Source organism: Citricoccus sp. SGAir0253 (genome assembly GCF_005877055.1).
In the GTDB taxonomy this organism is placed as follows: Bacteria; Actinomycetota; Actinomycetes; order Actinomycetales; family Micrococcaceae; genus Citricoccus.
On the sequence record NZ_CP039424.1, the window covers coordinates 1,196,191 to 1,218,014 of the forward strand.

General features: G+C 76.4%; 16 protein-coding genes. 11 read left to right on the forward strand and 5 right to left on the reverse strand.

Features of this window, described 5'->3' with window-relative positions; all coding sequences use genetic code 11:
* Window positions 1-173: 173 nt before the first annotated feature.
* The 6 genes from hemE to E7744_RS05525 all read left to right on the forward strand — a co-directional run bounded on the left by hemE (window position 174) and on the right by E7744_RS05525 (window position 6,977).
* Complete coding sequence (gene hemE, locus E7744_RS05500; protein WP_137773250.1) at window positions 174-1,307, forward strand: uroporphyrinogen decarboxylase; 1,134 nt, start codon at window positions 174-176, stop codon at window positions 1,305-1,307.
* Entirely contained in the window at window positions 1,304-2,839 is a 1,536-nt protein-coding gene (locus E7744_RS05505; protein WP_246858566.1) for an NAD(P)/FAD-dependent oxidoreductase, read from the forward strand. The genes hemE and E7744_RS05505 overlap by 4 nt, the downstream gene beginning before the upstream one ends.
* Before the next feature lie 117 nt (window positions 2,840-2,956).
* Window positions 2,957-3,679 (forward strand): hydrogen peroxide-dependent heme synthase, encoded by a 723-nt coding sequence (gene hemQ, locus E7744_RS05510; RefSeq protein WP_137773251.1) that lies wholly within the window; start codon window positions 2,957-2,959, stop codon window positions 3,677-3,679.
* Window positions 3,679-4,956 carry a ferrochelatase gene (locus E7744_RS05515; RefSeq protein ID WP_137773252.1) on the forward strand — a complete coding sequence of 426 codons (1,278 nt, stop codon included), beginning with the start codon at window positions 3,679-3,681 and terminating at the stop codon, window positions 4,954-4,956. The genes hemQ and E7744_RS05515 overlap by 1 nt, the downstream gene beginning before the upstream one ends.
* Entirely contained in the window at window positions 4,953-6,044 is a 1,092-nt protein-coding gene (gene hemC / locus E7744_RS05520; protein ID WP_137773253.1) for a hydroxymethylbilane synthase, read from the forward strand. Before E7744_RS05515 ends, hemC begins: the two co-directional genes overlap by 4 nt.
* Before the next feature lie 12 nt (window positions 6,045-6,056).
* On the forward strand, window positions 6,057-6,977 hold the full coding sequence (locus E7744_RS05525; protein WP_246858567.1) for a uroporphyrinogen-III synthase: 921 nt from the start codon (window positions 6,057-6,059) through the stop codon (window positions 6,975-6,977).
* Window positions 6,978-7,010: 33 nt separating this feature from the next.
* Here the strand turns inward: E7744_RS05525 and E7744_RS05530 are convergent, their stop codons facing one another.
* Entirely contained in the window at window positions 7,011-7,985 is a 975-nt protein-coding gene (locus tag E7744_RS05530) for an NYN domain-containing protein (RefSeq protein ID WP_137773254.1), read from the reverse strand.
* Window positions 7,986-8,038: 53 nt separating this feature from the next.
* Between E7744_RS05530 and hemB the strand changes: the two genes are divergently transcribed.
* On the forward strand, window positions 8,039-9,025 hold the full coding sequence (hemB, locus tag E7744_RS05535) for a porphobilinogen synthase (RefSeq protein ID WP_137773255.1): 987 nt from the start codon (window positions 8,039-8,041) through the stop codon (window positions 9,023-9,025).
* Entirely contained in the window at window positions 9,025-10,365 is a 1,341-nt protein-coding gene (gene hemL / locus E7744_RS05540) for a glutamate-1-semialdehyde 2,1-aminomutase (protein WP_137773256.1), read from the forward strand. Before hemB ends, hemL begins: the two co-directional genes overlap by 1 nt.
* A gap of 124 nt (window positions 10,366-10,489) precedes the next feature.
* Here the strand turns inward: hemL and E7744_RS05545 are convergent, their stop codons facing one another.
* The 4 genes from E7744_RS05545 to E7744_RS05560 all read right to left on the reverse strand — a co-directional run bounded on the left by E7744_RS05545 (window position 10,490) and on the right by E7744_RS05560 (window position 14,078).
* Complete coding sequence (locus tag E7744_RS05545) at window positions 10,490-11,359, reverse strand: MetQ/NlpA family ABC transporter substrate-binding protein (protein ID WP_137773257.1); 870 nt, start codon at window positions 11,357-11,359, stop codon at window positions 10,490-10,492.
* Between the two features lie 59 nt (window positions 11,360-11,418).
* Window positions 11,419-12,099, reverse strand: a complete 681-nt coding sequence (locus tag E7744_RS05550; RefSeq protein ID WP_137773258.1) for a methionine ABC transporter permease — start codon at window positions 12,097-12,099, stop codon at window positions 11,419-11,421.
* On the reverse strand, window positions 12,096-13,145 hold the full coding sequence (locus tag E7744_RS05555) for a methionine ABC transporter ATP-binding protein (RefSeq protein WP_137773259.1): 1,050 nt from the start codon (window positions 13,143-13,145) through the stop codon (window positions 12,096-12,098). Before E7744_RS05555 ends, E7744_RS05550 begins: the two co-directional genes overlap by 4 nt.
* A 210-nt stretch (window positions 13,146-13,355) precedes the next feature.
* Entirely contained in the window at window positions 13,356-14,078 is a 723-nt protein-coding gene (locus E7744_RS05560; protein WP_246858568.1) for a 3'-5' exonuclease, read from the reverse strand.
* 82 nt (window positions 14,079-14,160) lie between these two features.
* Between E7744_RS05560 and E7744_RS05565 the strand changes: the two genes are divergently transcribed.
* The 3 genes from E7744_RS05565 to E7744_RS05575 are packed head-to-tail and all read left to right on the forward strand — an operon-like array spanning window position 14,161 to window position 21,803.
* A complete protein-coding gene (locus tag E7744_RS05565) occupies window positions 14,161-14,652 on the forward strand; it encodes an MGMT family protein (RefSeq protein ID WP_246858569.1) in 492 nt (163 codons plus the stop codon).
* A gap of 30 nt (window positions 14,653-14,682) precedes the next feature.
* Complete coding sequence (locus E7744_RS05570; protein WP_137773262.1) at window positions 14,683-18,210, forward strand: ATP-dependent helicase; 3,528 nt, start codon at window positions 14,683-14,685, stop codon at window positions 18,208-18,210.
* Window positions 18,198-21,803, forward strand: a complete 3,606-nt coding sequence (locus E7744_RS05575; protein ID WP_137773263.1) for an ATP-dependent DNA helicase — start codon at window positions 18,198-18,200, stop codon at window positions 21,801-21,803. The genes E7744_RS05570 and E7744_RS05575 overlap by 13 nt, the downstream gene beginning before the upstream one ends.
* Window positions 21,804-21,824: the final 21 nt, after the last annotated feature.

Consider the following 21,824-nt stretch of genomic DNA (forward strand, 5'->3'; position numbering starts at 1 on the left):
GGTCCGGGTGGGACCGGACACAGTGCCCGGGACGGTGCCCGGGACGGTGGCCGGGACGGGGGGATGCCGTGGTGTGCCGCCGTCGCCCGCCCATCGGACGTTCCCGCGCCGGGGGACCGGCGCGGGAACGTCCGATGGGCGGGCACGGGGAGGTTCGATGGAAGAATGGCCCCATGCCCCTCGACTCCGCGATCCACCCCGCGCTGCCCACCGACCACCCGCTGACCACCCGGGACGCCTCTCGCTCCACGGCGGAGTCGCCCCTGGTCACCGCGTACCGGGGCGGCACCCCGTCCCGCACGCCGGTGTGGTTCATGCGCCAGGCCGGCCGCTCGCTGCCGGAGTACCGGGCCGTGCGCGAGGGGATCGGGATGCTCGAGTCCTGCCTCAAGCCGGAGCTGGCCGCCGAGATCACCCTGCAGCCGGTGCGCCGGCACGACGTGGACGCGGCCATCTTCTTCTCGGACATCGTCATCCCCCTGAAGCTGGCCGGCGTGGACGTGGACATCGTCCCCGGCGTGGGCCCCGTGCTGGGCTCGGCCGTGCGCACCGCCGAGGACGTCGCCGCGCTGCCGCAGCTGACCGACGAGGCCCTCGAGCCCATCCGCGAGGCCGTCCGGCTGACCGTGGCCGAGCTCGGCTCCACCCCGCTCATCGGCTTCGCCGGCGCCCCGTTCACCGTGGCCGCGTACATGGTGGAGGGCCGGCCCTCGCGCGACCACCTCGGGCCGCGCACGATGATGCACTCCGACCCGGAGGCCTGGGGCGCGCTGGCGGCGTGGGCCGCCGATGCCGCCGGGAGGTTCCTGCGGGCCCAGATCGAGGCCGGGGCCTCCGCCGGCCAGCTCTTCGACTCCTGGGCCGGCTCCCTGTCCGTGGCCGACTACGTCCGCCACGTCCAGCCGCACTCGGCCCGCGCGCTCGGCCACGTCCGGGACCTCGCCCGGGCCCACGGCGTGCCGCTCGTGCACTTCGGCACCGGCACCTCGGAGCTGCTGCCGGCCATGCGCGACGCCGGCGCGAGCGTCATGGGCGTGGACTACCGCCTGCCGCTGGGCGAGGCCCACCGGCGGCTGGCCGCCGCCCCCGGCCCGGACGGCCGCGGCGCCGTCCCGCTGCAGGGCAACATCGACCCGGCCCTGCTCGCCGCCCCCTGGGACGTCCTCGAGGCCCACGTGCGCGAGGTCGTCGAGGCGGGCCGGGAGGCCCCCGGCCACGTGGTCAACCTCGGCCACGGCGTGCCGCCGACCACGGACCCGGACGTGCTCACGCGGGTCGTGGAGCTGGTCCACTCCCTCCGGCCGTGACCGGGGGACCCGTGGACCCGGCCCGTCCCGTCGTCCCGGCCCCGGCCCCGGACGCCGGGGCGACGGCCGTCGTCATCGGCGGCGGGGTCTCGGGGCTGCTCGCCGGCTGGGAACTGGCCCGCGCGGGGCACCGGGTCACCGTGCTCGAGTCCACCGGCGTCCCCGGCGGCTGCGTCGCGCCGGTGGAGGCGCCGCTGCCGGACGGGCCGTCCCTCGTGCTCGACGCCGGCGCCGAGTCCTTCGCCGTCCGCACCCCCGCCGTGCGGGAGCTCGTGGACGAGCTGGGGCTGTCCGCCGCCGTCGTGCGCCCGGAGCCGACCGGATCGTGGCTGTTCCTGCCGGCGCCGGCCGGGGCCGGGCCGGGCCGGGCCGTGCGCGCCCCGCGCGTCGGGCTCCTCGGGATCCCCGGGGACCTGGACGCGCCCGAGGTGGCCGAGGCGCTGGGTCCGGAGGCCCTGGACCGGGCCCGGCGGGACCTGCGGGCGCCGGTGGACCGGTGGGCGGCCGCCGTGGCCGGGGGCGCCCCCGCCACGGTCGGCGCCGTGGTCGCCGACCGCCTGGGCGAGGGCGTGCTGCAGCGGCTCGTGGCCCCCGTGGTCGCCGGCGTGCACTCCGCCGACCCGGACACCCTGGACCTTCGCACCGTGGCCCCCGGGCTGCTCGAGGCCCTCGTGGAGCACGGTTCGCTGGCCCGCGCCGTGGCCGCCCAGCGGGCGGCCGCCCCGCCCGGGGCCCTCGTGGCCTCGCTGCGCGGGGGGATGAACACGCTGACCGCGGCCCTGGCCGCGGGCCTGCGCGCGGCCGGGGGCACGGTGCGCACGGGCGTGCGGGCCACGGCGCTCGAGCGCTCGGGGACCGGCTGGACGGTGGCCACGGACGGGCCCGGCCCGCTGGCCGCCGCACGCGTCGTCGTCGCCACGGACGGGCCCGCCGCATGGGACCTGCTCGCCCCGCTCGCCGGCCCGGCGCTGTCCGGGGCCGAGCGGCCCGCCGAGGGCGCCGGCGTCGCGCTCGTGACCGTGGTGGCGGACGCCGCCGGGCTGGACGCGGCGCCGCGCGGGACCGGGCTGCTCGTCTCGCCGGGGGTCCCGCCCGCCGCGGTGGGGGCCAAGGCGCTGACGCACGTGACCGCCAAGTGGGCCTGGGCGCGCGAGGCCGCGGCCGGCGGCCCGGACCGGCCGCACCCGCACCGGCACGTGCTCCGGCTGTCCTACGGCCGGAACTCGGACGCGCCGGACTCCACCGCCCCGGGCCACCGGACCCCGGACGCGGAGCTGCTGGCGCGGGCCGTCGCGGACGCCTCGGTGCTGACGGGCGTGGACCTGTCCGGGGCGGTGCGGTCCTCCCTCGTGGTGCGCTGGCGCTCGGCCCTGCCGGCGGCCACCACGGGGCACCGGGCCGCCGTGGGGGCCGTCCGGGGGTGGCTGGACGGGCAGCCGGGACTGGACGCGGTGGGCGCGTGGCTCGCCGGGACCGGGCTGGCGGCGATCGTGGCCGACACCCGCCGGAGGATCGGACGGACGGGGCCGTGAGGGGTAGGCTGGACTCGCCGTTCTACCGGCTGTAGAAGCCGGGTGCGGCACCGACCGTCCACCGCGGCGCACGCCCCGTGCCGGCGCCCGTACCGTGACACCACAGGAGTTGTGACGATGACCGAGACCCAGACCGCCGAGGACACGAGCGCCGACACCACGCCGCACGTCGAGTGGTTCACCACCTACACCGTCTTCGCGCGCAACGGCTCCGGGCAGGGCGGGCACACCGAGGCGGAGCGCCGGCGGGCCGTGGAGCAGTTCGAGGCCACGATCGCCGAACTCGCCGGGCAGGGCGTGACGGTGCGCGGCACCTATGACGTGTCCGGCATGCGGGCCGACGCGGACCTCATGGTCTGGATGTACGGCCACGTCCCGGAGGACCTCCAGGCGGCGATCCGCACCCTGCGCCGCACCGAGCTGCTCTCCGGGACCCGGATCGTGCTCAGCGCGATGGGCTCGGACCGGATGGCCGAGTTCAACAAGGACCACGTGCCGGCCTTCGCGATGGGCCGCCAGCCGCTGAAGTGGCTGTGCTTCTACCCCTTCGTCCGGTCCTACGACTGGTACACCCTCGAGCCGTCCGAGCGTGGCCGGATGCTGCGCGACCACGGCCTGCTCGGCCGCGACTTCCCGATGGTGTGGGCCAACACCACGAGCGCCTTCGCCCTGAACGACTGGGAGTGGCTGCTGGGCCTGGAGGCCCCCGAGCTGAACCACCTGGTGGACATGATGCGCCACCTGCGCAACAACGAGACGCGCCACTACGTGCGCGAGGAGGTGCCCTTCTACACCGGGCGCCTCGTCACCCCCACCGAGATCGCGGAGGTCCTGGCCTGATGAGCGAGCACACCAGCGGAGGGTCGGGCACGCCGTCCGCCGGCGCCTTCGACCCCCGGACCGGCTACGACGAGGACGGCGTGATGGCGCCGAAGCCGTACGACGCCCTGCTGCTGGCCTCCTTCGGCGGTCCCGAGGGGCAGGACGACGTCATCCCGTTCCTGCGCAACGTCACCCGCGGCCGGGGCATCCCGGACGAGCGCCTCGAGGAGGTCGCCACCCACTACCGGGCCAACGGCGGCGTCAGCCCCATCAACGAGCAGAACCGCGCCCTCAAGGCCGCGCTCGAGTCCGAGCTCGCCGCCCGCGGGATCGACCTGCCCGTCTACTGGGGCAACCGCAACTGGGGCCCGTACGTGCCGGAGACGCTGGAGCGGATCCACGCCGACGGGCACCGCCGCGTGCTCACCATCACCACCTCCGCGTACTCGTGCTACTCCTCGTGCCGCCAGTACCGCGAGGACCTCGGCATGGCCCTGCGCTCCACCGGCCTGGAGGGGGTGCTGGAGACGGACAAGGTCCGCCAGTACTTCAACCACCCGGGCTTCGTGGAGCCCTTCGCCGAGGGCCTGCGCGCCGGGCTGGCCGAGATCCGCGCCGAGCTGGCCGCCGCCGGCCGCGAGGGCGGGCGGCTGCACGTCTTCTTCGCGACCCACTCCATCCCCACCGCGGACGCCGCGGCGGCCGGCCCACGGCCGCTGGCCGCCGAGCTGCGGGAGCGGACCGGGCTCGAGCCGGGGGAGGGCAACGGTGCGGACGTCTACTCCGCCCAGCACCTGGACGTGGCCGAGCAGGTCCTGGCCCGCGTCCCCGAGGCCGAGGGCATCGACTGGTCGCTCGTCTACCAGTCGCGCTCCGGAGCACCGCACGTGCCGTGGCTCGAGCCGGACGTCAACGACGCGATCGAGGAGGCCGCGCGCACCACCGGCGAGGGCGCCGAGCCGCTCGCCGGCGTCCTGGTCGTCCCCCTGGGCTTCGTCTCGGACCACATGGAGGTCGTCTGGGACCTCGACACGGAGGCGCGGGAGACCGCCGAGGAGCTCGGCCTGGCCTTCCGCCGGACCCCCACGCCGGGCACGCACCCCGCCTTCGTGCGCGGGCTCGTGGACATCGTCGAGGAGCGCCTGGGCACCCGCGAGGGCCGCGCCGCCGTCGGGTGCCTGGGCGCCTGGTACGACGTGTGCCGCCCGAACTGCTGCGTCAAGGTGATGCGGGACGGCAGCGTCCGCCCGACCGTGGCCGCGGTGGACTCCGAGGTGGGAGTGCCCGCCCCGTGACCGGCGACCACACCGTGTTCACCGTCGGCACGCGCGGCTCGAACCTCGCCCGGACCCAGACCACCACGGTGGCCGAGGCCCTCGCCGGGGCCTCCGGGCTGGGCTACGAGCTGCGCGTCATCCGCACCGAGGGGGACGTGACCACCGGCTCCCTCGCCTCGCTCGGCGGGACGGGCGTCTTCGCCTCCGCCCTGCGCGCCGCCGTGCTGGACGGGGAGGTCGAGCTGGCCGTGCACTCCCTCAAGGACCTGCCCTCCGCCCAGCCCGAGGGCCTGGAGATTGCCGCCGTCCCGGCCCGCGTGGACGTCCGCGACGCCCTGTGTGCGCGCGACGGCCTGACGCTGGCGGAGCTGCCCGAGGGCGCCACGGTGGGCACCGGCTCGCCGCGCCGCGTGGCCCAGCTGCTGGCGGTGCGCCCGGACCTGCGGGTCGTGGACATCCGCGGCAACGTGCAGACCCGGCTCGCCCGCGTGCCCGGCCTCGAGCAGCACGACGACCACGCACCGGCCGCCGCGGGGGCGCCCCGCGGGGACCTGGACGCCGTGGTGCTGGCCTGCGCGGGCCTGGACCGTACCGGGCTGCAGTGGGCCATCACGGAGCGGCTGGCCCCCACCGTGATGCTGCCGGCCCCCGGGCAGGGCGCCCTGGCCGTGGAGTGCCGGCCGGGCACGGCCGCGGGGACCGAGGGGCCCGGGGAGGCGCTCGCGCGCGCCCTGGCCGACTACGACGACCCCGTCACCCGGCTGCAGGTGACCGCCGAGCGCGCCCTGCTGGGCCGGCTCGAGGCCGGCTGCGCCGCGCCGATCGGGGCGCTGGCCCGCGTGGAGCGCGGCGCCGACACCGGCTCGGGCCGCGAGGACGCTGGTCCGGATGCCCCCGCGCGGCTCGTCCTGGACGCCATGGTGGCCGCGCTGGACGGCAGCCGGGTCCTGCGCAGGCACGCCTCGGTGGAGCTGGACGCCGTGCGCGTGCGCCACGCGGACGGCTCGGCCGACACCCGGACGCTGGACACGGCCCGCACCCTCGGGATCGAGGTGGCGGAGGCCCTGCTGGCCGACGGCGCCGACCTGCTGCCGGCCGGCCGCTGACCGGGTCTCGCCGTGGAGGGCACGGGGCAGGGTGCGGGGCAGGGCACGGAGGACCGCGCGGGGGACGGCACCCGGCCCGGCGCTCGGCACCGCGCTCCGGACGCGGACGGCCGGGCGCGGACGGTCGTGCTCACCCGCCAGCCCGCCCAGGCCGGCGCCCTCGAGGCCGGCCTGCGGGCCGCCGGCCATGAGGTCCGGTTCCTGCCGCTGACGGACTTCGAGCTGCCGGAGGACCCCGCGCCCCTGCGCGAGGCCGTGCGCCGCCTCGCCGCCGGGGGATACGCCTGGCTCGTCGTCACGAGCCCCAACACCGTGCGCGCCCTGGTCCGTGCCGGCTGGGACGGGCGCCTGCCGGCCGGGGTCCGCGTGGCCGTGACCGGGCCCGGCACCGCGCGCGTGCTGGCGTCGGCCGGCGGCCCGGCCGCCCCCTGGATGCCCGACGGCGACGCCTCGGCGGCGGGGATCATCGCCGCCTTCCCGGCCCCGGACCTGGCCGGCACGGGCCGGCCGGGGCGCCGGGTGCTGCTGCCGCAGTCCGCGCTGGCCCCGGACGAGGTGGCCGCGGCCCTGGACGCCCGGGGCTGGGCCGTGGAGCGGATCGAGGCCTACCGCACCGTGCCGTACCCCGCGGCGCCGGCACGGCGGCTGCTGGCCGACGGGGGGCACCCCGTCGGCCTGGAGGAGGGCCCGGACGGCGCCGTCGGGCTCGGGGCCCTGGACGGGGCCGCCGTCGTGCTGACGAGCCCGAGCGCCGTGCGCGAGCTGGTCCGCCGGCTCGGCGGGCGACCGGTCGGGGACGCCGCGTTCATCGCCATCGGGCGCCCGACGCAGCGGGCCGCCGCCTCCTGCGGGCTGGCGCTGGCGGGGACGGCCGCCTCGCCGGACGCCCCCGGCGTGCTCGCGGTGCTCGCCGGCCTGCCGGCAACGCACTAGTCCGCTCGCCGCCCCGGGACCCGGCGACCCGGATCAGCGCCGCCCGGCGCGGCGCTTGAGGGCCACCTGCATCCGGCCGCCCTCCGTGCGGTGCTCCAGGTACGGCTGCTCGGCCACGAGGGTGCTGAGCTTGCGGTGGCCGAAGTCGCGCGGGTCGAAGTCCACGTGCGCCCGGCTCAGGTGCTGGCCCACCTGGCTCAGGTGCGCCCACCCGTCGTCCCCGCTCGTGGCGTTGACGGCCTTCATGAGCGCGCTCTGCAGGTTGATCCGCGGGGCCGACGCGTCCTCGGCCGGCTCGCCCGCCAGGCCGGCAGGCTCCACCCCGGCCGGCCCGGCGGCGTCCTCGCTCCCGCCCGTGACGCCGCCCGTCGCCCGCCCCGCGGCGGAGGACGCGGCCGCACCGGCGGCGCCGGCCGCCGCCGAGGACGCGGCCGAGGGGGCTGACACCGCCGCCCCGCCGGCCGCCGCCGAGCCCCGGCGCGCCCGGCTCCGGCCGCCCTCGGACCCGGCCACCGGCGCGGCCACCGGCGCCTCCGTCTCCGCGCCGTCGTCGGGGTCCCCGGCGCCGAGCAGCTCGAGGTAGATGAACTGGTCCACGGCATGGCGCAGGGACACCGGGGTCTTGCGCTCGCCCAGGCCGATGACGCGCTTGCCGGACTCGCGCAGGCGGGTGGCCAGCCGGGTGAAGTCCGAGTCCGAGGACACCAGGGCGAAGGTGTCCACGTGGCCCATCCACAGCAGGTCCATCGCCTCGATGATGAGGGCCGAGTCCGTGGAGTTCTTCCCCGCGGTGTAGGCGAACTGCTGCACGGGCTGGATGGCGAGGTCGTTGAGCGCCTTCTTCCAGCCGCCCAGGTTGGTGGTGGTCCAGTCCCCGTAGGCGCGCTTGACGGTCGCGGTGCCGTAGGTGGCCAGTTCCTCCAGGATGGCCCCGGCGTGGGCGGGCGAGACGTTGTCGCAGTCGATGAGCACGGCGATGCGCGTGGTCGCGCTGGAGGAGTCGGTCATGCCACTCACCCTAGACTGGTACGGCACCACCGCCGCCGAGCCCGGAGGATTCCATGGCCTTCCCCACCCACCGTCCGCGCCGCCTGCGCCAGTCCGCCGCCATGCGCCGGCTGGCCGCCGAGGTGAGGATCCACCCCGCGGACCTCATCCTGCCGGCGTTCATCCGGGAGGGCGCCACCGATCCCGTCCCGCTGCAGTCGATGCCGGGCGTCGTCCAGCACACGCGCGACTCGCTGCGGGCCGCCGCGGCCGAGGCCGCCGAGCTGGGGCTGGGCGGCATCATGCTCTTCGGCGTCCCCGAGACGCGCGACGCCACGGGCTCGGCCTGCCTGGACCCGGACGGCGTGCTCAACGACGCCATCCGCGCGGTCAAGGCGGAGGTGGGCGAGTCCCTCGTGGTCATGTCCGACCTGTGCCTGGACGAGTTCACCGACCACGGCCACTGCGGCGTGCTCACCGCGGACGGCGCCGTGGACAACGACGCCACGCTGGAGGTCTACGGCCGCATGGGCGTGGCGCAGGCCGAGGCCGGGGCGGACATGGTGGGTCCGTCCGGGATGATGGACGGCCAGGTGGCCGTCATCCGGCAGGCGCTGGACGACGCCGGCCACCAGGACACCGCGATCCTCGCCTACGCCGCCAAGTACTCCTCGGCGTTCTACGGCCCCTTCCGCGAGGCCGTGGACTCCCAGCTGACGGGCGACCGGAAGACCTACCAGATGGACCCGTCCAACCGCCGCGAGGCGATGCTCGAGGTCTCCCTGGACCTCGAGGAGGGCGCCGACATGGTGATGGTCAAGCCCGCCATGAGCTACCTGGACATCCTGCGGGACGTGGCCGAGATGTCCGACGTGCCGGTCTCGGCGTACCAGATCTCCGGGGAGTACGCGATGATCGAGGCCGCCGCCGCCAACGGCTGGATCGACCGCGACCAGGCCGTCATCGAGTCCGTGCTCTCCATCCGCCGGGCCGGGGCGGACACCGTGCTGACGTACTGGGCCGGTGAACTGGCCCGCTGGATCAAGGAAGGCAGGCTCTGATGACCGGGACCACCGGCACCACCGCACCCACCACCAACGCCGGGCTCTACGAGGCCGCGCGCACCGTCATCCCGGGGGGCGTGAACTCCCCGGTGCGGGCCTTCGGCTCCGTGGGCGGCACCCCCGTGGCCATGGTGCGCGCCGCCGGGCCCTACCTGACGGACGTCGAGGGCCGCGAGTACGTGGACCTCGTGTGCTCGTGGGGCCCCATGCTGCTGGGCCACAACCACCCGGCGGTCGTGGAGGCCGTGCACCGCGCCGTGGACGCCGGGCTGTCCTTCGGCACCTCCACCCCGGACGAGGCCCGGCTCGCCACGCTCATCGCCTCGCGCGTGCCCGTGGACCGGGTGCGCATGGTCTCCACCGGCACCGAGGCCACCATGACCGCCCTGCGGCTCGCGCGCGGCGCCACGGGCCGCAACCTCGTGGTGAAGTTCGCCGGCTGCTACCACGGGCACTCGGACGGCCTGCTCGCCGCGGCCGGCTCCGGGGTGGCGACCCAGTCCCTGCCCGGCTCCGCCGGTGTCACGGAGGCCCAGGCCGCCGAGACCCTCGTGCTGCCCTACAACGACACGGCCGCCCTCGAGGAGGTGTTCGCCGCCCGCGGCGCGGACGTCGCCGCGGTCATCACGGAGGCCGCCCCCTGCAACATGGGCGTGGTCGCCCCCGCGGAGGGCTTCAACCGCTTCCTGCGCGAGATCACCGGGCGCCACGGCGCCCTGCTGGTCTGGGACGAGGTCCTCACCGGCTTCCGCGCCTCGGACACCGGCTACTGGGGCCTCTCGGGCCGGCCGGAGGGGTGGACCCCGGACCTGTGGACGTTCGGCAAGGTGATCGGCGGCGGGATGCCCACGGCCGCCGTCGCCGGCCGGACCGAGGTCATGGACCTGCTGGCGCCGCTGGGACCGGTCTACCAGGCCGGCACGCTGTCCGGGAACCCGGTGGCCATGGCCTGCGGCCTGGCCACCCTCGGCAACGCGACCGCGGACGTGTACGCCACGATCGACCGGCGCTCGCGCCAGCTCGAGGGGCTGCTGGTGGAGGCGCTCACCACGGCGGGCGTGGACCACTCCATCCAGCGGGCGGGGACCCTGTTCTCGGTCGCGTTCGGCACCTCGGCCCGCGGCGTCCACGACTACGCCGACGCCCAGGCCCAGGAGGCGTTCCGCTACGGGCCGTTCTTCCACGCCATGCTCGAGCACGGGGTGTACCTGCCCCCGAGCGTCTTCGAGGCGTGGTTCGTCTCCGCCGCGCACGACGACGCCGCGATGGAGCGCGTCGCCGCGGCCCTGCCGCACGCCGCGCGCGCAGCGGCCGCGGCCCGGCCGGCGGCCGGCTGACCGGCTCCCGACCGGGGACGACGGCGGCCCGGCACCCGGGCCTGGGAGCTCCAGGCCGGGTGCCGGGCCGCCGTCGGGTGCGGTCCCCCGAGGCCCGGGAGGCCGGGATCCGGGAGGCCGTGGCTCAGAAGGCCGGCGTCACGTCACCGTTGGGCCAGGTCTCGAGGATGTAGTCCTTGACCTCCTGGGAGTGCAGCAGCTCGTCCAGCTTCTGGATGGCCGGGGTCTCCTCGCCGGCGCGCCAGGCCAGGAAGTTGGCGTACGGGTTGTCCTCGACGGACTCGACGATGAGGGCGTCGTCCGTGCTCATCCCGGCCTGGAGGATGAAGTTGCCGTTGATGATCGCCAGGTCCACCTTGGGGTCCTTGACGAGCTGGACGAGGATCTCGGGCTGGTTCTCCTCGAACGCCAGGCCCTTGGGGTTCTGCTCCTCGGTCAGCGTCAGGGCGGCGGAGTCGTCCTCGATGCCCTGCAGCAGCCCCGCGGTCTCGAGCATCTTCAGCGCGCGCGGCTGGTTGCCCGGGTCGTTGGTGATGGCGATGGTGGCGCCGTCCGGGATGGCCTCGACCGAGTCGTGCTTCTCCGAGAAGGCGGCGTAGGGCTCGATGTGGATGCCCTCGCCGTGCTCGAACTCGTAGCCCTTCTCCTCCACCTGCGCGTTGAAGAACGGCTCGTGCATGAAGTAGTTGGCGTCGGAGGAGCCCTCGTCCAGGGAGACGTTGGGCAGCTGGTAGTCGTCGAACTCCTGGATCTCCAGGTCGATGCCGGTGCCCTCGGTGAGGTTCTCGTCCACGTACTCCAGGACCTGGGCGTGCGGGACGGGGTTGGCACCGACCTTGACCGTGACCGGGTTGGCCGGGTCCAGGCTCGCGGCCGCGGACGGCGAGGCGTCGCCGCCGCCACCGGCGCCGCAGCCGGCCAGGGCGGCGGTGAGCAGCAGGCCGCCGGCACCGAGCAGCGAGCGGCGGCGCAGGGGAGAGGTGGTGGGGGTCATGGGGTTCCTTCGGTCGAGGCGGTGGGGGGAGGGGTGGAGCGGGGGAGCGGTGGGTCCGCTCAGCGGTGGTCGACGGCGCGGACGATGCGGTCGCCGATCCACTGGATGAGCTGCACGAGCACCACCATGATGACGATCGTGACGACCATGACGGCGGAGTCGAAGCGCTGGTAGCCGTAGTTGTAGGCCAGCCGGCCCAGGCCGCCGCCGCCGATCAGCCCGGCCATGGCGGAGTAGCCCACCAGCATGACGAGCGTGGTGGTGATGGAGGCCACGAGCCCGGGCATCGCCTCGGGCAGCAGCACCTTGCGCACGACCTGCCCGCGGGTGGAGCCCATGACGCGGGCGGCGTCCACCGTGCCGGCGGGGACCTCGCGCAGCGAGGTCTCCACCAGGCGGGCGAAGAACGGGGCGGTGCCGATGGTCAGGGAGACGGTCGCCGCGATGGGCCCGATCGAGGTGCCCACGAGCCACGCGGTGAACGGGATGAGCGCCACCATGAGGATCGCGTAGGGGATCGACCGGGTGATGTTGACCACCACGGAGGACAGCAGCACGTGCAGCCAGCGCACGGGCCGCAGCCCGCCGGGCGCCGTGACGTGCAGGATGATGCCGAGGGCCAGGCCGATCACGAGGGTGAACACGCCGGCGACGCCCACCATCACGAGGGTCTCGCCGAACGCCTCGGGCAGCGCGTCGGTCAGGGCGGGATTCTCCAGCAGGTCCTGGAACGGGTTCACTGTGCACCTCCGAGGTCCTGTGCGGTGTCCTGGGCCGTCTCCACCTGGGTCCGGGTCCGCTGTTCGGCCCGGTAGCCCGTGGACCGCAGGAACTCCACGACGGCGTCCGCGCCGTCCGGCCCGGTGGCCGCGTCCTCCGGCAGGGCCAGCAGGTGGTGGGCGAAGCGCTGCCCGGCGAGGTCCTCCACGGAGCCGGCCAGCACCCGCACGGGGTGCCCGAACCGCTCGCGGATCACGGCGCTGACGGGGACGTCGGCGTTGGGGCCGTGGCCCAGGACCTCCACGAGGGGCCCGGCCGTGTCCAGCGCGGCCTCCGGCAGCGGCAACAGGGCGGCGGAGAGCCGCGAGCCCAGGCCCGAGGCGACCTCGGCGAGGTCGCCGCCCTCCACGATCCGGCCGCGGTCCAGCAGGGACACCGAGGTGCAGATCTTCTTCACCACGTGCATCTCGTGGGTGATCACCACCACCGTCAGGCCGAGCCGGTCGGACAGGTCCCGGATCAGCTCCAGGATCCCGTCGGTGGTGGCGGGGTCCAGGGCGGAGGTGGGCTCGTCGCACAGCAGCACGCGGGGGTCCGAGGCCAGGGCGCGGGCGATGCCCACGCGCTGGCGCTGGCCGCCCGAGAGCTGGGCCGGGTAGGAGTCCCCGAAGTCCTCGAGCCCCACGAGTGCGAGCAGGTCGCGCGCGCGGGCGGTGCGGGCGGCGCGGTCCTGCCCGGTGATCTCGAGGGGGAACGCGACGTTGGCGAGCACGGTGCGGGAGTCCAGCAGGTTCGCGTGCTGGAACACCATGCCGATCCGGCGCCGGGCCTGCAGCAGGTCCCGGTCCGCCGCGGTCGCCAGGTCGGCGCCGTCGATGGCCACCGAGCCGGAGGTCGGGCGGTCCAGCAGGGTGAGGCAGCGCACGAGCGTCGACTTGCCGGCCCCCGAGTGGCCGATGATGCCGTGCACGGAGCCCGTGGGGACGGTCAGGTCGATGCCGTCCAGGGCGACCACCTCGCGGTCGCCCTGCCGGTAGACCTTGCGCAGGCCACGGATGGAGATCATGGAGTCCCTTCGGTTCGGGGTCGTCGCGGCCACGGTCGGTGCCCGCGACGGGTGCTGCCGCCGTCGGTGGACGGTGACACCCCATTTAATCAAGCATCCCGCCCCGGCGCCGACGCGCGGGGCGGTCCGGGGCTCCCGCAGCGACACACGCGGCCCGTCGGGCGCGCCGCGCCGGGCCCGGGCGGCGAAGATGACGCCGTGTGACGCGCCTCAGCGGCGGGCCACCGGCCAGTCCCCGTTGACGACGGCGGTCGGGTCCTTCCGGCGCAGGTACTCCTGGAAGCTCGCGGCCTGCTCGGCCTTCCACGCGCACTGCTGTCCCTGCAGGGTCTCGAGCGGGACCTGCAGCTGCGGGTAGCGCCGGGCCAGGGCGTCGGCGACGCCGACGGCGGCCAGCGAGTCCGCCGCCGAGGTGTGGGCGTCCCGCAGCGGCACGCGGTACAGGTCGCAGACGTCCGTGAGCGTTCGCTTGCCCCGCCGGTAGCGGTCCACCTGCTTGTCGATGACGTAGGGGTCGATGACCCAGCGGTTCTGCAGCGGCTCCAGTCCCCGCCGGGCCAGCTCCCGGTCCATGACCGTGAAGTCGTAGCAGGCGTTGAACGCGATCACCGGGATGCCGGCGTCGAAGAAGTCCCGCAGGGTGTCCGCGATCTCCACGATGGCGGCGTCCGCGGGCAGGCCCTCGGCCTGCGCGCGCTCCGTGGTGACGCCGTGGACGGCGGCGGCCTCGGCGGGGATGGGCACGCCGGGGTCCACGAGCCACTCGTAGGCCGCCGCGAGGCGGCCGTGCGGGTCCACGACGACGAGGGAGGCCGTGACGACGCGGGCGGTCTCGGGATCACGTCCCGTGGTCTCCAGGTCGAATCCGACCCTGATCTGCTCATGCCACGGCTTGGCCGCGGTCGCGGGGGCACGGGAGGGGGCGTCGCTCACGGGACCACGGTATCGCCCCGGCCGGACGGGATAGCGGGCGCGACCGGTCCGGCGGGGGACGCCCGGTGGCACCATGGGTTCTGTGGAGTCGTCCGACGCTGTCACCGCCGTCACCGCCGTCACCCCGGCCCCGCCGCCCGGTCCGGGGCCGGAGGACGCCGCCCGCGGCGCGTCCGGGCTGTCCGGGGGTCCCTACGAGCTGGCCGAGGCCCTCGTGCTCGCGGCGGGACTCGTCCCGCCCGGCCGGGCCGTCAGCTACGGGGCCCTGGCCGGGCTCCTCGGGGCCGGCGGTCCCCGCCAGGCCGGCCGCGCGATGTCCCGGTGCCCGGACGGCACGCCCTGGTGGCGGGTCGTGCGCGCTGACGGGACGCTGCCGGCGTCGTTGTCCGCGCGGGCCGCGCCGCACTACCGCGACGAGGGCACCCCCCTGCGGGGCCACGGCGCGGCGCCCGACGGCGGCGCCCCGGTGCGCGTGGACCTCGCCGCCGCCCGGTGGGAGCCCGACGCCGGCGCCCGGGCCGCGCTCGCGGGCCTGCGGGCCGCACTGGGGCGGCCGCCGGGCTCGGCCGGCTAACCCGTCCGGCCCGGCTGGTTGAATGAGACCATGCCTTCCCACGCGCCCACCGCCCCCGCGCAGGCCCCCGCCCCGACCGCGGCCCCCGGCCCGCGGCTCACCGCGCCGGCGACGGTCCGGGCGGAGGCGTTCGTGCCGGACGCGGACCAGCAGCGGGTCCTGGACCTCGCCCCCGGCCACGGTCCGGTGCTCGTCCTGGGCGGGCCCGGGACCGGCCGCAGCGCGGTGGCCGTCGAGTACGCCGCCCGGCGGATCGAGCACGGGCTGGACCCGGCCCGGCTGCTCGTGCTCGCCCCCACGCGCCAGGCCGCGGCCCGGCTCCGGGACGCCCTGTCCGTCCGCCTGGACCGCGCGGGCCGGGGCACCCGCGCGGCCACCCCCGTGCGCACCTGGGCCGCCTACGCCTTCGACCTGGTCCGTCGGGCCCGCGTGGGCGGGTACCTGCCGACCGTGCAGCGCACGCCGCGGCTGCTCTCGGGCGCGGAGCAGGACACGGTCATCGCCGAGCTGCTGGAGTCCTACGCCGCGGGGGAGCGGCCGGGCCCGGACTGGCCCCGGGACCTCTCCGAGGCGGTCGCCACGCGCGGCTTCCGCAAGGAGGTGCGCGAGCTGATCGACCGCACGAGCGAGTACGGCGTGGAGCCCGGACGTCTCGAGGAGCTGGGCGAGGAGCACCTCCGGCCCGAGTGGACCGCCGCCGCCGTGCTGCTCCAGGACTACCGCGACCGGCTGGACCTGGGCATGGCCGAGGCCTTCGACCCCGCCGGGCTCATCACCACGGCGTGCCGCCTGCTGGAGGAGAACGAGGACCTGCTGGCCGCCGAGCGCGCCGCACTGCCCGTCCTGGTCGTGGACGACCTGCAGGAGGCCACCCCGGCCGTGCACCGCCTCGTGCGGCTGCTGGGCCGCGGCCAGGACGTCGTCGCCACGGCCAGCCCGGACACGGTGGTCCAGGGCTTCCGCGGGGCCCGGCCGGACCTGGTGGGGGACTACCCGGAGTGCCTCGTGGCGCCCGTCCCGCCCGCAGCGCGCGGGGACCGGCCCGCGGCGGACGGACCGGCGGGCGGCGCCGGCCCCGGGGACGGCGGACTGACCCTGGCCCTGGCCACCAGCCACCGGCTCGGCGACGGGGTGCTCGCCGCCTGGCAGCGGGTGGCCCGGCGCATCCCCGCCCTGCCCGGCCAGGACGCGGTGCGGCAGGGACTGGCGCCGCGGGACGGGGCCGGCACGGGGGACGCGGACGCCGCGCGGGATCCCGCGCCGGACGCGCGGGCACCCGTCCCCGCGGCTGGCCCGGCCGGCGGCGCTCCGGACGCGTCCCCGGCCCCCGGGGCCAGCGTCCACCTCGTCGCCTCGCCGGCCCACGAGCAGCACCTCGTGCTGCAGCAGCTGCTGCACCTGCACCACCGCGAGGGCATCCCGCTGGGCCGGATGGCGGTGATCGCGCGCTCGGGGCCACTGGTCGCCGAGCTCGGCCGCTTCCTCGAGGCGGAGGGCGTGCCCGTCAACCGGTCCCTCGCGGACACCGTCCTGAAGACCGAGCCCGCCGTCACGCCGCTGCTGGCCCTGTTGCGCCTGGCCGCCTCGCCCGGCGGCAGCCCGGACGCGGCACCGGACCTGGACGAGGCCCTGTGGCTCGCGGGGGGCCGCTACGGCGGCGCGACCGCCCTGCACGTGCGCCAGCTGCGCCAGCGGCTGCTGCGGGACGAGCGCGCCCGGGGCGGGACGCGGTCCAGCGCGGACCTGCTGCTGGCCGCCCTCGAGGACCCCGGGTCGCTGGACGGGCACCGCGTCGCCGGGGCGGGGCTCCAGCGGATCGCCCGCATGCTCGCGGCCGGCCGGCAGGCCGCCGCGGATCCCGCCGCCACCGCGGAGACCGTCCTGTGGGCCCTGTGGAGCGCCTCGGACCGCCCCGCGCGCTGGGAGCACGAGGCCGTGGCGGGCACGGGGCCGGACTCCCGGCGCGCGGACCACGACCTGGACGCCGTCGTCGGGCTGTTCCAGGCGGCCGAGCGCTACGTGGACCAGTTCCCCGGCGCGTCCGCGCTGTCCTTCGCGGACTACATGGAGGCCCAGGACGTGCCGATGGACGTGCTGGCCCCGGCCGGCGCCCACGAGGGCTCGGTCTCCGTGCTGACCCCCGCCACCGCCGCCGGCCTGGAGTGGGACGCGGTCATCATCGCCGGCCTGCAGGAGGGCATCTGGCCCAACACGCGGCTGCGGGGCCAGCTGCTGGGGGCCACCGACCTCGCCGACGTGGTCTCGGGCCGGGCGACCGTGGCCGACCGGCGCTCGCGGCTGGCGGAGGTCCGCCAGGACGAGCTGCGCAGCTTCTCCACCGCGGTCTCCCGGGCCCGCCGGCTCGTCGTCGGCATCGCCGTGGCCTCGGACGACGCCCAGCCCAGCGACTTCCTCGACCTGCTCTCGCCCTGGCGGGACCTGGACCACCCGCGTCCGCTCACCGAGGTCCCGCCGCCCATCACGGCCGCGGCGCTCGTGGCGCGGCTGCGCCGCCGGCTGGAGGAGGACGCCGTCGCCGCCGGGGACCACGGCACCGAGGACCCCGGCGCCGATGACGGCCGGGGACCGGGACCCCGCCGGGAGGCCCGCACCGGGGCCGCCGCGGAGGCGGGTGCGCGGCCGGGGACCGCCGTGGCCGCGGCCGCCCTGGCCCGGCTGGCGGAGGAGGGCATCCGCGGGGCGGACCCGGCCGAATGGTGGGGTCTGCTGCCGCTGTCCACGACCGCGCCGCTCGTGGACACCGCGACCACGCCGGTGCCCGTGTCCCCCTCCCGCGTCCAGACCGCGCTCGAGTCCCCGTTGAACTGGTTCCTCTACCAGGCCGGGGCGCAGGCCGGCAGCACGCAGGCGCAGTCCCTCGGCACGCTCATCCACGCCGTGGCCGAGGCCCACCCCGACGGCCCCGCCGAGGCCCTCGTGGCCGAGTTCGAGCGGCGGCTGCCGGACCTGGGCCTGGAGCCCGGCTGGGAGGCGGACCGGCTGCGCGCCGAGGCCGTGCGGATGCTCGAGTACTTCGTGTCCTACCTGCGCCAGATGGAGAAGGCGGGACGGACCCGCGTGCACGTGGAGCACCGCTTCCACCAGGAGCTCGAGCGGGACGGGCTGCGCGTGCGCATCAACGGCAGCATCGACCGGCTCGAGCGGGACGCCGAGGGCCGGCCGGTGGTCATCGACCTCAAGACGGGGCGGAACGAGCCCACGCAGGCGGACCTGCGCGAACTGCCGCAGCTGGGCGTGTACCAGGCCGCGATCGCGGCCGGCGCGCTCGCGGCGGAGGAGTTCGAGCGGCCCACGGAGCCGGGTGGGGCGGCCCTCGTGCAGCTGCGCACCAAGAACAAGTCCGTGAAGGTCCAGGAGCAGCCCGCGCTGTCCGCGGACGAGCAGTGGGCCCTGGACCAGGTGTTCACCGCCGCGGCCAGCATGGTCGGCCCGCGGTTCCTGGCCGTGCACGGCGGACCCGACGGCCCCGGCTGCGCGCTGCCGGCCGTGTGCCCCATCCACAGCGACGGAAGGCAGGCCACCGAATGGCACCGCTGACCCCGGCCGCCGCCACCGCGCGGTACGGCCCCGAGGAGCTCGCCGAGCGGCTGGGGCAGTACGCCCCCACGCCGGAGCAGTCCGCCGTGGTCTCCTCCGGCCTCGAGCCCCGGCTCGTCGTGGCCGGCGCGGGGTCGGGCAAGACCGCGACCATGTCCGACCGCGTGGTCTGGCTGGTGGCCAACGGCCTCGTGGCCCCGGACCAGGTGCTCGGCGTGACCTTCACGCGCAAGGCCGCCGGGGAACTCGCCCACCGCATCAACCGCAAGCTGGACCTGCTGGCCGAGACGGGCCTGGAGATCGAGGGCGCCGAGGAGGCGCCGGCACGGGCCAGCGTGTCCACCTACCACTCGTACGCGCATACGCTCGTGCGGGACCACGGCATGCGGATCGGCCTGGAGCCGGACACCGGGATGATCGGCGAGGCGCAGTCCTACCAGCTCGTCTCCCGGATCGTCCGGGCCTACGAGGGCGACCTCGGGTTCGCCGAGGTCCCGGCCTCGACCCTGGTCCGGGGGGTCATCAAGCTGGCTGCCGACTGCGCCGAGCACCTCGTGGAGCCCGAGGACGTCGAGCACTTCCTCGCCGAGGCCCACGCCCGGGGGGAGTCGCTGCCGTACAGCGCCAAGCAGGTCGAGGGCAGCAACGCGAAGGTCACCTCGGTGTTCACCATGCTCCGGCTGCGGCGGGTCATGTCCGAGCTCGTGGTGGACTACCGCGCCGCCAAGGCCGCGGCCGGCGTCATGGACTACGGCGACCTCGTCCGCCACGCGGCGCGCATCGCCGCCGAGGTGGACGCCGTGGGGGAGATCGAGCGCTCGCGGTTCCGGGTGGTGCTGCTGGACGAGTTCCAGGACACCTCGCACGCCCAGTTGGAGCTGTTCCGGGGCCTCTACGGGGGCGAGGGGCACGCCGTGACGGCGGTGGGCGACCCGAACCAGTCGATCTACGGCTTCCGCGGGGCCTCCGCCGGCCAGCTGTTCGCCTTCCCCGGGACCTTCCCCCGGCGCCTGCCCGACGGCGGCCTGGCGCCCGCGCCCGTGAGCTACCTGACCACGGCGTGGCGGAACTCCCTGAACGTGCTCGCCGCGGCCAACACGGTGGCCGGTCCCCTGCGCAGCGCGCCCGTGGGCGGGATCGAGGTGCGCCCGCTCGAGCCGGCCCCGAGCGCTCCCGAGGGCGAGGTGCGGGTGGCCTGGCTGCCGGACTCGGAGCAGGAGGCCGAGGCCGTCGTGGAGGCGCTGCGGGTCGCCGGCCGGGACGAGCTGCCCCTGGCGGAGCGGCCCACCCGTGCGGTGCTGTGCCGCACGCGCAGCCAGTTCGAGCCGCTCATGGAGGTGATGGACGCGGCCGGCGTGCCCTACGAGGTGCTGGGCCTGTCGGGGCTGCTGTCCGTGCCGGAGGTGGCGGACGTCATCGCCGTGCTGCAGGTCGTCTCGGACCCGAGCCGGTCGGACCACCTGATGCGCATCCTCACCGGCGCCCGGTGGCGCATCGGCCCGGCCGACCTCATGGCCCTGCAGGACCGGGCCCGCGACCTGGCCCGGAACCGGCGGCCGGCCGGGCCGGGCGCCGGGCCCGGGCAGGACGGGGCGGCCGCCGGCGCCGCCCGCGACGCCGGCGACGCGGCTTCTGCCCAGGATCCGGCGCTGCTGGACACCTCGCCGGAGGAGGACGCCGAGTCCTCGTCCCTGGTCGAGGCCCTCGACTGGCTGCCCCCGGCGGGCTGGGTGTCCGCCGCCGGCCGGTCGTTCAGCGACGAGGGACGCCGCCGGCTGGAGCGCCTGGCGGCGGAGTTGCGGTCGCTGTCCGGGCAGACCGGGCTGGAGCTGCCGGCGCTGATCCGGCTCGTGGAGCGGACGCTCGGGCTGGACCTCGAGGTCCAGGCGCGTCCCGGCGTGCCCGGCGTGGCCGCCCGGCGGCACCTGGACGCCTTCCTCGACGCCGCCCGCGACTTCAGCCAGGGCGCGGAGGACGGCTCGGGCAGCGACCTCACCGCCTTCCTGGCCTGGCTGGAGGCGGCGGAGGAACGCGAGAACGGCCTGGGCATCACCGGCATGGAGCCGCGGCACGACGCCGTGCAGCTGCTGACGGCCCACGCCTCGAAGGGGCTCGAGTGGGACGTCGTGGCCGTGCCCGGCATGGTGGACGGCCAGTTTCCCGGCAAGACCTTCGACACGTGGACCGCCGAGCGCAGCGGCCACCTGCCGTGGGACCTGCGGGGGGACCGGGAGAGCCTGCCCCACTGGTCGAGGGACTGGGAGACGCAGCAGGACTGGGCCGGCCACGCCCTCGGCTGGTTCCTCAAGGGCCAGCAGGAGGCCTACCCGGACTCGTACAAGGAGCAGGCCGCGGCGCACCACCTGCAGGAGGAGCGCCGGCTGGCCTACGTCGCCTTCACCCGGGCCCGCACGCTGCTGCTCGTCAGCGGCAGCCACTGGCGCGGGGGGAACAAGACCCCCGCCGAGCCGTCCGTGTTCCTCGCCGAGCTGGCGGGGCAGTCCGACGCCGGGGTGGTCGTCCGCGGGCCGTGGACCGTCCCCGAGGAGGCGGGGGAGACCAACCCGTTCGCCGGACGGATGCTGACGGCGTGGTGGCCCTTCGACCCGCTGGACGGCCCCGAGATCCGGGTGATGGACCCGGCGGCGCCCCACGACGAGGACCGCGCCACGCCGCTGCCCCGCCGTTCCCGACCGCGTCGGGTGGCCCTCGAGGCGGCCGCCGCGTGGGTGCGCTCGGCGGCGCCGCTGGCGCTGGCCGGGGACACCGCCGCGCTCGCGGCCGCGGACGCGGCCTCCGCTGAGGGGGCCGTGCCGGAGGACGGGACCGACGGCGCCGCCCCGGAGGCCGGCCCGGGCGAGTCGGCCCGCGACATCGCCCGGCAGGTCCAGTGGGTCCTGGACCGCGCCGCGCCCGTGAACCACCGGGGCACCACGGTCGAGCTGCCGAGCCACATCAGCGCCTCCACCTTCGTGGAGATGGCGGGCGATCCGGACGCGCTGGCCCGGCAGCTGCGCCGGCCCATGCCGCGGCCGCCCGCGCACGCCGCTCGGCGGGGCACCGCCTTCCACGCCTGGGTGGAGGAGCACTTCGGCAGCACCGGCATGCTGGACTTCGACGACCCCGAGGACTCCGCGGACCACTGGGTGGAGGAGGCCCTCGACCTCGAGCCGATGAAGAGGAGCTTCCTGGCCAGCCGGTGGGCGGACCGGGTGCCGGCCTACGTGGAGCCCCCCGTGGAGACCACCGTCGGCGGCGTCACCCTGCGTGGCCGGATCGACGCCGTGTTCCGCGAGGGCGGCACCACCTCCGCGCCGGACGACCCGGACGCCCGGTGGGAACTCGTCGACTGGAAGACCGGAGCGGTACCCCGCGGCCGCGACCTGGAGGTGAAGTCCCTGCAGTTGGCCGTGTACCGGCTGGCCTGGTCCCGGCTGCACGGCATCCCGCTGGAGAACATCAGCGCCAGCTTCGTCTACGTGGCGCACGGGGTGGAGAAGGCGATGCACGACCTCGCGGGCGAGGCCGAGCTCGAGCGGATCCTGGCCCGGGCCATCCACGGGGACGAGGGCGCCGGGGCATCGGCGCCCTGAGGTGCTGCGGCCCGCCGCCTG